The sequence below is a fragment of the Arenibacter sp. P308M17 genome (assembly GCF_003426735.1).
Taxonomy (GTDB): Bacteria; Bacteroidota; Bacteroidia; order Flavobacteriales; family Flavobacteriaceae; genus Arenibacter.
This window is the reverse complement of the sequence record NZ_QVON01000006.1, coordinates 15,830-28,812: the sequence shown is the minus strand read 5'-3', so window position 1 is coordinate 28,812 and position 12,983 is coordinate 15,830. Positions and strand designations below refer to the sequence as shown.

Sequence of the window (12,983 nt, the reverse complement as noted above, 5' to 3'; positions counted from 1 at the left end):
GCGTTGAATTTCGGGAACGCCCTCTTTGTTTTCCCGGCATTTAATAAGACCTCACATTAGGACCTGCTTCCCAACAATAGGATCTCATTGGCCACCACTTCCGTTACATATCTCATACTACCTTCTTTGGTTTCAAAGTGGCGTGACTTCAATTTTCCGGTAATTCCCACTTCCCTGCCCTTGGCCCCGAACTGCTCCACGATCTCCGCGATCCTGCCCCAGGCCACAATGGTATGCCAGTCCGTATTCTGGACGGTCTCCCCCTTGGCATTTTTGTAGCGCTCATTGGTAGCCATCTGAAATCTGGCCACCTTTTTGCCACTGTCTAGATTGGTAATCTTGGGGTCCTCCCCGATGTTCCCGATCAACTGTACATGGTTTCTGAATTTGCTCATAATTGAAAAATATTATGTCCACCTCCCAGTGGACGGTTAATAATGGATTTAAATGATCTACTTATTATATCTCGAACGTTTTCCTTGCCTGCGGCAGGCAGGCCTTTTTGATTGTTTTGTGCGGTTCCTTTTTTAGGATCTGGATTCGATTTCATGGTTCCTTTTTTTGATCTACTTCCCATAGAGCTCTCACGTTACCTTTTTTGATGCAAAACCCAACACAACATTCGAACTTGGAAAGACGTATAAAAAAGATCGCGCCATGGGCGTGACTGGTTTATGCCGTCGGACAAGGGGGAATGTTGTTATTTCGCCATCCAAAAAAGGTCCGAGTGCTGGAATGGCCGTAGATCGGAAACGAATCCTGGAAGAATTCCAACATCCAAGGAACGGCACAAAATGAATCGATGGCACTCTGGTAAAACCTTGTACAACCAAAATCGATATATGCGTTCACAGACAACGACCATCTAACTAGGCCGTTGGCCAGGCGGACTTGAGCAAGGGTTTCATGGTCGGGAAGTGGAGGATGCCAAGGCAAGACCAGGAAACCCTTGCTCGTGTCCAAGACCCCCCCGAGGCTTATTGCCCGAAATGGAATGTAGCGGCAATGTGCCGAGGTGGTGTGGCGTACCCCATAAACTGCAAACGGTAACCTTCCAATGAAAAAACCTTCATCCCGTTCCGGTCATATATCATTGAACCCTCCCCAGATCAAGGGATGTGAACTTGCCGCATGGGTCCTGTTCTTTAGGTTCGGGTAAGTGGGCCATCGGGTTTTCCCTTCGGGCCACATCCCTTTGCGATCAATACCGCAGGAAGCAAGCTTCCCCTTCATTTCCGGGGAAACCAACATATAATCCTTTTGCCTGATATTCACCCCCATACCATAAGCTCCCAATCTAAAATATCCTGCACCTTTGCCCAGGTCCCTTTCCACTTTACATCCAGGTTGCCTGGAGACATCCTCAAGATCGGTTCCCCTAAGTAATGGGGACAGGCAATCGCTATAGGCTACATCGTTCAAGGTCCCGCATACCAGGACCAATTCCTTTCCGGTATCCTTCATTTTATGATAGATATCTGCCACCTTTTGGGCCTGAAGCTTTCTATGGGTATCCCTGTCCAAAGAAAACTGTACCGAAAGAATATGAACAGATCGGCCTTCCGGGGTCAAAACGGCATATTCCTGACAATCCACCTCAAAAATAGGATCCTGCCCATCGGCCAGTTCCAGGCCATGGCTTTTTAGTGTGTCCAGCCGGTAACCGTTCTTCGCCATTATCGCCATTCCCAGGCCACGGCCATCGTTCCCCTCCAAATGCATCACCTGATCGTAGGCTTCCATATCAAATTCCCTTAAAAGTCCACGGTTAAAATCCATCAGGGAGGCCCTATCCTCCACTTCCTGGAGGACGAGCACATCCGCATCCGTAGCTGCAATGAGCCTGGCCTTGTTGAGGGTGGAACTATAGGGAACGGCCATTGTCTGCAGGGCCACCCACCCGTTCCAATCGGTAAGCCGCGAGGCCTTGGCCTCATGGGCGGATCCGTTCGGTTTCAGAAAGAGTTCCCCCTGCCTTTTTCGCAGGACCCCGAAAGGTCGATGGTCCGTTTTTTCGAATCCCAACAAGAAAGTGAGTTCCCTGATCCGATCCATATCATTTGCGTTTTTTTGCATTCTGTTCATTAGGCTATCGAGCTCCGATACCCAATCGGAAACACATTTGTTCAACTTAGGCCGTACAAGGCCCTTGTCCCGGTGATATATATTTTCGATGTTGAAACTGGCTATTTTCATATTTATAGTATTAGATTCGTTTGTCTTTGGTGTCCTTGTCAAAAGAGATCAGATTGAACATTTGGCGCATACGGCTTCGGACGCGTTTTCCGTAGCGTTCCTCCAATTCTTCGGCATTCAGGTTCGTGGTGATATGGGTAGGGATCTTCGTCCGTTGGAACAGTTCGTGCCGGGAGACCAGCACTTCGCCCATCACATTGCAATCGTCCCCAAAGTACCTGCCCATGGGTTCTACTCCGAGATCGTCAAAACAGTAAAATCGGCCGTTCCCATAATCCTCGATGATCTTATACCCGATATGGTTGAAGGCAAATGTGATGTTGCGGGAAGGAATAATTTCGTAGTTTCTTTTATGGGGGACAAGGTGACGTACCAGCCGCATCATGCTCGTCTTGCCACATCCCACCGGCCCGGTCAACAAAATACCTTTGCCCGTATCCATTTCCATTTTCCGGCAACTCTCGATATCCTTTACCATATAACTACAGAGCTTTAGAAAAGTGCCCTTGTCCCCTTCACGGATCTTAAAGCTTTCCCCGAACAGGGACCTGCCCTTGGCATCCAGATAGGCGAGCACCTTGGAGAAGTCGTATTCGATACGCTTGCCGTCAAAACTGCCCAGGCAATATTCGGTGCCCCCTACAACAAGGATATGTGGGCGTGGATCGGCCATATCATTACAAGGGTTCCCCATAGTTTTTATTTGTTTGGATATCCAGATAATCTGCACTCAACTTTTTGTTGGACCTACCGCCAAAAGCACCAACTTTTTTCAGTTCCTTGGCCCGTAGCATCCAATTTTTGGCCATGGCCATCCAGTCCTCTATCATGGATTTTCCGCCTACCTTCCATCCCACTCCCTGGTAGTGGTTGTAAAATTTGGAACCCTCGGTAAGCGGCCACTTGTTCATTTTGAAAAATTCAATAACATCATGTTCATTTTTTGGGCGGCACTCTCTAGAGTGTTTATTTAATGTTTTATTATGTTTGTTAATGTTTATATTTGATACCACCGCTGGTCCACCACTAGTTTCAGGGTGGTCCAGGGGTTGTCCAGCAGTTGTCCCAAAAATGGGCATCATGATTCGGCTTCCCTGGAACCGGCTATGGGAGGGCAGATAGGCGATGTAGTTCCAATCGCTCAAATTGGTCAAGCATCGGTGGTAGGTGGTCCTGGATCCTATTTTGGCAAGGGACATCGTCTCTTCCCTGTCCACTTGAAAACTCTCGGGAAACCTGTTCTGGTTCCAACATTGGAACAGGGCCATATATAGGCTTACATGTGAGGGATTGAGCCTTGAATCTTTTGAAAATTGCTCAAAGACCCCATTTAGGTGCTTTATATAGTTCATTATTTGAGTTTTTCGTTATTGACCAGGTTGTCCGATAGCATCTTTTCGATCTGTCCGGCCTCATAAAAAATGAGCCCTCCTATTTTGGTATAGGCCAGGGTGCCGTTGTGCCTAAATTTCTGTAAGGTCCCTGGGCTGATATTGAGCATATCCATGACCTGGGTGCTTTTGAGCCACTCCTTTTTCATGACCATGGCCCGATTTTCGTTGAACATTTCCCGGATCTCTTCGAGAAGTTCCAATTTGAATTCCTTTAAATCTTCTGTTGTAATGATTGTTGCTGACATTGTAGAACGGTTTTTAAGGAAAGGGGCCATCGCATTGCTGTCAACTAATTTGACGGCCCCTGACCGGATTTGATTTTCGTCCTACAAAATTGCAGTGGCATTTTGGTTAAAATTCCATAGCTATGATAGAGGTGGGAGATATTTTTTTGGAACTTTTTTTTAGGGGCATTTGTAGTGATTTGCCGTATCAATACCTCACCGTCCACCTTAAAAAGCATCCAAATTTTATGTTGAAGGGTAAAAAATGGAAATCCCCCACCTCTATCCCAAGGTGGGGGATTTTGGGTCAGTCGTCCAGACCCTCCATCCTTTGTTGCAGCATCTCGATAAGCCTGTCCAGAAACTTGGTCCTACCGGTCTTCCTGGACCTGATCTCGATAAAGGTATGGTAGTAGTTGCCAAGGTCCACATTGTAGAAATGTTCGAAATGGGCCGCCAGCTCTTTAATGTCCGCGGTCCCACTGTTTATACATTTAATGGAGTGGAGGGCATAAAGGAGCTCGATCAGGTCCGTCTTGCTTCCGGTCCAAAAAAGTTTTGAAGGTCGTTCCATAGGTTTGTCTTTTAAGTCGTCCATGTTGGTCGTCAAGGTATCGATCTCCCTTTGTAGATATACGATGAGCATGTCATAGGCCATTATGGTGGCCACCGTACCGTCCTGACAGGTGGAGAACTGATCGTCGATCATAAAATGAAAGGATTCCAGGGGCAGCCGTAGGTCCATATTGCCCCTTACAAAATACTGTTCGTCCAAGGAAATGGCCCCACGGCGATAATAGTTATAGAATTCCAGGTTGTCATTAAAGAAGATCTGTAGCTTATCGATCTGGTTCTTTAAGTATTTCACCTGTGCGGCATTGCTGCCCCGCGGCCTTCTGCTCTCAATGTTGAACAACCTTCCATAATAAATGAGTTTGCTATAGAACTGGGGTTTGATATGCTTAAAAAAATTGATTTCCTCCACTTGGGAATCAAAGGTCTTCTTATCAATTTGGGCCTGGAGCCGTTTTATGTAGCGTTCTACCATGGTGATGCCCGACTCCGCCCTAAATAGAATATCGCCGTTTCCGTTTTCCAGCTTATCCAATTGGGTCTTGAATTCCGATACCAGTCTTTGATACTTCATCCCCTTTCGGTTTATCCCTCATGTTACATGGTGCCCAAAAGTTCCAGAACATAGTTATCAGAAGTCTGTACAAAAGCATACCGTTCGTTGACCTCTGCACCCAGCTTACGTTTTTCAAAGGAAGCGGTAAGTCCAAAATCGATATGGGAAGCGCCAAGGGCGATGGCCCTTTTGATGGTCTGGTACAATAATTGGCGATAGGTAAAATGGCTCGTCACATAGGTGTAATCCAGTCCTACAAAGGCCGGGACGTAAGTTTTGTCCTGGTTTTTATAACAGAACATTGCCCCGATGGGTTTTTGTTGGCCCTTCTTTAACGTAAGCACGATAAACTCCCAATGTGGATTGTCGGACATGGCCTCAAAAAGCCGTTGCGGAAATGAAAAGGTATTCAGACCAAGATTGTTCCTATGGACATTGCCGTAAAGCGCAATAAGCTGTTGCAGTTGTTCCTTTTGGCATGATGCCAGGATGTCCACTTCGAATTCTGGTTCAAAAGCCAATATTTCTTTTCGGAAATGACGGCGGTTTCGGACGGAAAGCCGGGAGAAATAGGTTTCGACATCCATGCGGTCCCGAAGGTCCACGGTACAAGAATTAGGCATTTGTATACGTACAAATCCCTGGTCTTTAAAAAATTCCCCCAGATTCTCATCCGGTCCAAAATCCCGGAGAACGGTCATTTTACACCCCATTTTATGTCCCAAGGTTTCCAGGGTCCACATCAACGCGTTTAGGGCCCTATCCTTCAATGAATGCTTCCGGTCCAGGTACAGGTGATTCCCCTCTGTGAAAAGGGAACCTAAGGAAATTGCCCTGGAAGTCAAATGATAGGGATCGTACTTTCTTATGTTTTCCAAGGTTTTTGATATACTTTCCTTGGCCAGCATATCGTCCTTCCAAAGTCCGGCGGTCATGAACGTGGCCAATATCGGATTCCCTTTGTCCTCCCTTACGATCAGGTATCGGAACTCCCAATTGTGTTCCTTGAGAGCGTTCCCCTGAAAACTTTTCTCCAAAAACAACAGTCCGTCCCAGTCCATGACCCCATGGGCCCCCATTACATTGTTCCACATTTCCTTATCCACCTCGGTTATAGAATTTTCCAATTGGATATTGAGATCACCATGCACAACTTTTGGCCCTGTTTTAGGGACGGCCATGGCAAAGGCACGGCGCACCCTGCCCAGGTCGGTCCCGGTCTCCTCCAGGGCTTTTGGATAATGATGGGCCATGGCCTCCACCAAGGCAGTTATCTCCTTCTTTTGGTTATGTCTGGAAATAGTAATGCGTACTCCTGTGTTCTTTACGGGTACCGCTGGGAACAATCCTAGATTGACATAGAATCCTTCCTCCATCAATCGGTTTACAAAATTGTAACCTGTTTTGGGCATCCCCGTTCCAATATAGAACACTGGGGAATCGTTCCTATCCACCAAGGGCAGGTCCGTTTTTGAAAGCAGGCCGTTGAAATATTGGATACGCTCTTTCAGTTCGCTCTGGAGACCATAGATTTCCGGGGAAAGATGTATGTCCGCCGAAGCCGAGGCTGCTGCGACGGATGCCGGCTCAAGTTGGGCCGAAAAGGTCAAGGGCCCTCCAAAGGTCCTTATCCTATGGTGCATCTTTTTATCAGGACATACCAATATCGCCCCGCTTGCCCCAAAAGTCTTGCTCAAGGTCCCAAAAAGCAGCATATTGTCCGGAAGTTCCTTTAGCTGGTCCATGACAAAACCGGTACCATGTCTCCCCGCCCAGCTCATACCGTGAACATCATCTATATAGAAGTGCAATTGGGAATACTTTTCCGAAAGGGCCATTAGTTGGTGCAGCGGTGCACTGTCCCCGTACATGGAATATATACCATCGGCCATGTACCATATACGGTTCCGTTTACTGGAATAGTATTTTATTTTGTCCTCCAGCATGTCCAAATGGTTGTGGCGGACCATGTCCACAGGAATACTTCGGTTCTTTAGCAACTTGCAGGCATTCTGAACGCTCCAGTGTACCTGGTGGTCCAGTATAACGGCATCCCTATCGTCCACGGCACTGGGTATGGCCCCTAGATGCCCAAGGGTACTGTTCTTCGTGATAATGATGGGCTGCCCGTACATTTGCCCTATTTTTTCTTCCAGGGCGTTGTACAAAGGATGGGAGATATAGGATTTGGATAGGGGAAACTGCGTACCGTACTTTTGGATGGCACCGACTGCGGCAACCTTTAATCTAGGATCCTGTTCCAGTCCCAAATATCCTGTGGTCCCAAAATGATAGAGCGCATTTCCCCCGACCCCAATGGTCCTTCCCGTAAAGTCCTCCCCTTCCGCATACAGGTGTAGAACACGCTGTTTGGCGGCATCGGTTATCACCTCGTTGACGGTGTCCAAAAAATTATTGTGCTTGATCTTTGCCATGGTCATTTGTGTTTGGTCCCTAAAATGTAGTGGCATTTGTAGGATTTTGTACTACCCAACACAAAATTCATCCCTCTCAGATAAGTTATAATCCCTCTGGGATAAGAAAAACTCCCTTTATATAAGGCTTAAAGAAGGTTTTAAAAATCACAATCATTATATTTATGTAAATTTAATATCATTTACCAGTTTTCTTTAAATGCCATGCAAAATTATTTTGAAAACGATTTCACACAGTACATGCTTGTGGACAACATTGTACATATCATTTACAAAAAGGGGGTATTTATCGATCTCCAAGCGTCTAAACGGATCGTCAGGGATCGGTTGATGTTCCAGGAAGAGCGGGCCTACCCCGTCATCTGTGACATCCGACAGCTCCGCAAGGTGGACAAGGCCGCCAGGGACTATCTGGCCCTGGAAGGGTCCCTGCTGATAAAGGCCCTGGCCTTTATCATTGAACCTCCCGTGAGCGATGTCATGACACGGTTCTATCTGATGACGAACCATCCGGACATCCCCACGGCCTCCTTTCGGGAAATTTCCAAGGCACTGGCCTATCTGGGCCGGTTCATAGGTATGGTTATGGGCTTGTCCATATTTTAAACAATTCAATACGCAGAATAATGAACATTGACCATAATCAAACAATCCTATAGTAATGTCCCCCGTAAGAACCGAACACAGAATGCAACAGATCCAGCAAATGCTCCTGGAAATGGCCGGAGGTAATTTCTTTTACCGCCTGGAGACCTCGGACACGAACGACAATGTGGAGGCCCTGGCCATAGTGCTCAACATGCTGGCCGAAGAGATCCAGGAATCCTTCTACCATCAGGGATATGTGAGTTCCAAGAGTACCACCGAGCATTTGGTACAGATCTGTTTTTTACTGGATGGGAACGGTATTGTCCAAATGGCCAACCAAAAGGCCTGTACCATCCTTTCCAAATTGCACGGTAATATAGTCAAGAAACCATTTTCGGACCTATTGACGGAAGCCTCCAAAACAGATTGGGAACAGAAATGGAAGACCCTTCGCAAGAAGCGTTTTTATGATATGTCCCTACTCCTTAATTTTTTGACCAATGAAGATCTGGTCGTTCCCAACCGCTGCCATATCACATCCATCAGATCCGAAACGGACGGTTCCCAGAACGTTCTTATCACGGTAGTCCATACCGTTACGGGCAGGACCTATGGCAAGGAAAGGAACCAAACTGTCATTAATCCGGACCCCAATGGCAAAATTTCCCAAAAAAAAGTAACCAGACCAAAGGTCAGACTGAGTTATGAGGATATCCGAAAAATAAGGGAGGGACGGGATATGATCCTCAACAACCTGCAGATGGACCTGCCCAACCTTAAGGACCTGGCCCACCAATTGGGCACCAATGAGTACAAGTTGAAATATGGTTTTAAGGAACTTTATGGAACCACGGTGTTTAAATATTTGGTACAGGAAAGGCTGCGAAAGGCCAAGACCATGGTACAATATACCCGGCTGAACTTCAAGTCCATTGCCAAGATGGTTGGTTTCAAAAGCGTTCCCCATTTCAGTAGGGCGTTCAGCGAGCAGTACGGATATTCCCCTAAAATCTTCAGAAAAAAAGCCGATTCCGGAGAGATATAATACATAAATCCCTCTGGGATAAGTATTTATCCCTTACAAGCAATTTTAACTCCCGAACTTTACCATATCAATACAAATGATATGAAACGGCAACAAATATTTAGGGAGACAATTGTACAAATGGCCTGTTTGCTGTTCATTATCCTTTTTGCCTATGCTGGACTCACCAAATTCTTGGAAGGCCATAGGTTCTATGACAATATCAGGAACTCGCCCATCCTTGGTGGGGAGACCATGGCATCTTTGGCCTCCTGGATGGTTCCCTTGGCCGAGCTGGCCGTAGCCCTGTTATTGGTCCGGTCCAGGACACGGTTGTTAGGTCTTTACGGAGCAATGGGCCTTATGCTGTTATTTACCGGCTACACCGTGGCCATTGTGTTTTTTGCCCCTTATAGGCCCTGTTCTTGCGGGGGCATTATCTCCCTCTTGTCCTGGGAACAGCATTTGGTGCTCAATATGGGATTGCTCCTATTGGCCCTACTGGTCATATTGCTCTCCCGCAAACATAAAAATATACCCATAAACAATATCCACCAAGGCCCTTAAATGGCCATGGGACCATATATAATATAAAGTAAAATGATGAAGATATTTTGTTGCGCAACAAGAGCAGGGGGAAGACCGAAAACCTGTACAAGAGAGTAGGCACTTATTATTAATCAAAATTATATTATCATGAAAAATTTAAAATTGATTTTACCGATGTTGGCATTTGTTTTTGCCATTACACTGTCCTTTGCATTTGTGAACGCAACGGCCGATGATTTTTACGCTACCGGATATGTAATTATTGAAGGTCAGCCATATGATGTTGAAGCCAATTGTAATTCGCAATCCACTGCAGATTGTAAAGTACGTATTGAAAATTTGTCGGGTACGTTTATAGTTTATGATTCCGATACCGATGAACCATTAAAAAGTAATGCCCCGATTCAAACAATCGATGATCCTAGGCTTTAAATTATTGGACTAATTACAACAAGTATAACATCGGATTGATCTTATCCGATGTTATACTTATTTTATTCAAACAAAATATTTCTAGAAACTATTTTCTGGAATTGCCATTTTCATCCTCAAATGTAAATTCCATCAGATGGTCTTCCCTAAGGTATTTCCGTGCCGATCTCATAATATCCTCGGGCATCAGTGATTTTACATATTCCTCAATTTCAACCGGGCTTGCCCATTTTTCGTTAAATCGATAATGATCATATAATTTTTCAACTCTTCTAGCAGGATCGTGTTGTCTACTTACCCTATATTTTGGATAAACTTTATTGAGCATTACATCCTTAAAAACTTCTCTGTCAACAACTTTATCACGCAGTTCTTTTACCAGCGATTTGCAGGCCTTTCGCAACATCTCCAATTCACTCGGGATAACATTCAGTAAAATTCCTATATCATAAAATGAGGACTCCTTGTTAATTGTACCAAATGCTATCATATCATATAACCCCGCCTCAACGGAAAAGCGTAAATCCAATATTTTGGAATTCAACATATAACCCAACACTTCAATGTCTATTAGTTCCTTCCAATGCATTGGTTTATCCACTTTGGACAGGTACTTTCTGTAATAAAAAATATTTTTCATCTTGTATCCTGCTCCAATCCCATGGGGATTGAATTTTTTATATAATGGGCTTGCTGGAAGCGTCACCTCTTTGGTGGACCAAGTTTCATCCAAAATAGAATTGGACCTTACAGGAAGATTCCCCAGATACTTTTGCAATAATGGCAAAACTTCCTCCACTGAAAAACTACCGCTAATAATAAAAGTAAAATCTTCGGCGTCACCATGGAGTTCTCTATAGATTTCATAGGCCGCTCCCATCTCCGTTTGACGAATTCCATGCAAACGCCTTGTCCCTTCCGGTACTTTTGAGCGATCCTTTAAAAACTCCCGAATCCTTACAACAAAATCTTGGTTGCTAATACCATATGTAGGATACAAGTGGCGATTTTCTTCTTGAATTTTCCAATCCGTAAACGCATTTTCATCTTTTCTGGGGTGTACAAAATACAGGTATACCAATTGAAGCATCGTTTCCAGATCATCAATGGCAGCGTTTCCTTTGATACCCGTTTCGTTGTAATTAATATAAGGTCGGATCCACAATCCTTTGCTATGCTCCTTTAAATAGCTATTGATTTGAAATTTATTCAGTGACCCTGCTCCGGAATTTTGAACAATGTAGGGGGCATTTATAGCAGAAAAATAAGCCTTTTCAGGAAAGCATGATGCACCATTTGGACTGAACCCGTGTAGATAAAATCTATCCTTGCTATTTGTCAAAGTATCCAATATTACTTTCATTCCATTGTCCAACACAATCTCTTCGGCCCCTGAAGAAGCAGTACCTATAACCTTGTAACCCCTTAATTTTAAAGTAGATTTTTGGTCTTCACTTAATAATTCCCTTGGTACTTCGTGGCGGATAAATGGCTCTACGCTCTGTAATAGGGCCTGCTGTATCCAACCCCGTACCTGGTTTTCGGTAAACTTGGTCCCCTTGGGTGCCATAATCCCAATATCGTCCGGATCATCGCTTATAAGGCGGCCAAGCGCCGCATTAAACTCATTGAGACTTAGTTTGGACAGCCATTTTTTTAAGGCAATAGCATTGTTCCCCGGTAATGCTTCCCCATAAACAAAGTGTTCCTGAATGCGTTCCAACCAATACGCTGATCGGTCAGTTTCTTCCTTGTCCATGAGTAGGATATAATTATTTCTTAATTCGTCCCATTCATTTTGTTCAAGTCCAAACTTTTTTAATTGTCGTAATGTTAAAAGTACTTTATTCAATCCTTTCCCAATCGTATTCACATTGGACCTAATCCTTAACTCCATTGCAGGCAAATATGGACCGGGAGTAAAAAACGAAGAAGTAAAGTGATTGCCATATGTTTTCTCTAACTCATTTAATCGGTGATTGATCAGTTTATAAAGTAATTTCCAATACAGCCTTTCTTTGATTTTCTGCTCGTTCTCAAGATTCTCGATTATCTCCGGTTTCCTATGGTAAAGAAAGAACTCCACTTCTTCACTACCCCCAGGATATGATGAATCCAATTCCATGTAGGCAAAATGTTTCTCTCCTGTCAAGTATTCTTGAACACAGTCCAACCATTTGTTTGGTGTTTTCACCCTGTTCATGGATGAAAAATTATCGATTACCTTCTTTTCAATTTTATCGATGTTCTTAATATCCCCCACCAGAACTATGGCCATGCGATCTGGTTGGTACCATTTTTTATAAAAATCTATAAGTGTCCCGGGCGTATATTCCTTATTAAGTTTAAAAAAATCGGAGTAATCATTGCTACAAGGGATTAAGAGTGATTTCAATTTTGTTTTAACAAAAAACTTTTGAAGGTTATCGCCTTGACGAAAAACAATTTCTTGGAGCAAGGGTCCCTTCTCCTTTATAATAGCTTCCTCGGTCAGATCCAGGTCCGTAATGTTTGTAAACCACCTAAGGCCCGTATTGAAAGCATTTTCACTATTTGAAGGAATATCAAACCTATACCATGTGGAATAATTCCAAGTTTGTGCAAAAAGATCACTTTTGCCCATGCCCAAACTATTCAGAAGTGCAGGGTCGTTTAATAGGTTGACCGGAAAATCTTTGGCACATTTAAAAGCCAGGTGTTCAATGGCATGTGCATAATCCAATTCTTCGGCTTGTTGATAGTTATTCCCAACCTTGACATAAAATCGCATGTTTATCTTCTTGGGACCATTTTCCACACGCTTAATATAATACGTAAACCCGTTCCCTAAACGCCCATAACGGATTGAAGGGTCCAATGACAGTGGAGCACCATTATCAAGCACATTGCCTTCTTGTCCGTTCATAGCGGTAATTACAACAAAAAGAAATATTTGGAGTACGTATTTATATCCCTTTATTTTTTCGGTTATCTTATACATATTAAGTGGTTGTTTGCATAATAAAATGGAGC

The 12,983-nt window shown here is 44.3% G+C and carries 13 protein-coding genes; 4 read left to right on the top strand and 9 right to left on the bottom strand.

The features are described from left to right. Positions 1-56 precede the first annotated feature (56 nt). The 8 genes from D0S24_RS14545 to D0S24_RS14510 form a co-directional block, all read right to left on the bottom strand. Positions 57-395, bottom strand: a complete 339-nt coding sequence (locus D0S24_RS14545; protein WP_117020611.1) for a single-stranded DNA-binding protein — start codon at positions 393-395, stop codon at positions 57-59. After that, positions 392-550 (bottom strand): hypothetical protein, encoded by a 159-nt coding sequence (locus D0S24_RS21145; RefSeq protein ID WP_180994035.1) that lies wholly within the window; start codon positions 548-550, stop codon positions 392-394. The genes D0S24_RS14545 and D0S24_RS21145 overlap by 4 nt, the downstream gene beginning before the upstream one ends. A gap of 533 nt (positions 551-1,083) precedes the next feature. Continuing rightward, on the bottom strand, positions 1,084-2,196 hold the full coding sequence (locus D0S24_RS14535) for an endonuclease/exonuclease/phosphatase family protein (RefSeq protein WP_117020610.1): 1,113 nt from the start codon (positions 2,194-2,196) through the stop codon (positions 1,084-1,086). Positions 2,197-2,206: 10 nt separating this feature from the next. After that, complete coding sequence (locus D0S24_RS14530; RefSeq protein ID WP_251795797.1) at positions 2,207-2,890, bottom strand: ATPase; 684 nt, start codon at positions 2,888-2,890, stop codon at positions 2,207-2,209. Beyond that, positions 2,874-3,548 (bottom strand): hypothetical protein, encoded by a 675-nt coding sequence (locus tag D0S24_RS14525; protein ID WP_181938110.1) that lies wholly within the window; start codon positions 3,546-3,548, stop codon positions 2,874-2,876. The genes D0S24_RS14530 and D0S24_RS14525 overlap by 17 nt, the downstream gene beginning before the upstream one ends. Next, positions 3,548-3,835, bottom strand: a complete 288-nt coding sequence (locus tag D0S24_RS14520; protein WP_117020854.1) for a helix-turn-helix domain-containing protein — start codon at positions 3,833-3,835, stop codon at positions 3,548-3,550. Before D0S24_RS14520 ends, D0S24_RS14525 begins: the two co-directional genes overlap by 1 nt. A gap of 286 nt (positions 3,836-4,121) precedes the next feature. After that, positions 4,122-4,961, bottom strand: a complete 840-nt coding sequence (locus D0S24_RS14515) for an RteC domain-containing protein (RefSeq protein ID WP_117020609.1) — start codon at positions 4,959-4,961, stop codon at positions 4,122-4,124. Between the two features lie 23 nt (positions 4,962-4,984). After that, the gene (locus D0S24_RS14510; RefSeq protein WP_251795796.1) at positions 4,985-7,414 is read right to left on the bottom strand and encodes an aminotransferase class I/II-fold pyridoxal phosphate-dependent enzyme; all 2,430 of its coding nucleotides are present in this window, start codon (positions 7,412-7,414) and stop codon (positions 4,985-4,987) included. Between the two features lie 168 nt (positions 7,415-7,582). On the opposite strand from D0S24_RS14510, the gene D0S24_RS14505 reads away from it, so the two are divergent. The 4 genes from D0S24_RS14505 to D0S24_RS14490 all read left to right on the top strand — a co-directional run bounded on the left by D0S24_RS14505 (position 7,583) and on the right by D0S24_RS14490 (position 9,971). Next, complete coding sequence (locus tag D0S24_RS14505) at positions 7,583-7,984, top strand: hypothetical protein (RefSeq protein ID WP_117020608.1); 402 nt, start codon at positions 7,583-7,585, stop codon at positions 7,982-7,984. 55 nt (positions 7,985-8,039) lie between these two features. Continuing rightward, positions 8,040-9,011 carry a helix-turn-helix domain-containing protein gene (locus D0S24_RS14500; protein WP_117020607.1) on the top strand — a complete coding sequence of 324 codons (972 nt, stop codon included), beginning with the start codon at positions 8,040-8,042 and terminating at the stop codon, positions 9,009-9,011. An 81-nt stretch (positions 9,012-9,092) separates the two neighbouring features. After that, a complete protein-coding gene (locus tag D0S24_RS14495; RefSeq protein WP_117020606.1) occupies positions 9,093-9,557 on the top strand; it encodes a MauE/DoxX family redox-associated membrane protein in 465 nt (154 codons plus the stop codon). Positions 9,558-9,686: 129 nt separating this feature from the next. Continuing rightward, entirely contained in the window at positions 9,687-9,971 is a 285-nt protein-coding gene (locus D0S24_RS14490; protein WP_117020605.1) for a DUF6520 family protein, read from the top strand. A gap of 88 nt (positions 9,972-10,059) precedes the next feature. Here D0S24_RS14490 and D0S24_RS14485 read toward each other — a convergent pair whose 3' ends face one another. Then, positions 10,060-12,951 (bottom strand): M16 family metallopeptidase, encoded by a 2,892-nt coding sequence (locus D0S24_RS14485; protein WP_181938109.1) that lies wholly within the window; start codon positions 12,949-12,951, stop codon positions 10,060-10,062. Positions 12,952-12,983 lie beyond the last annotated feature (32 nt).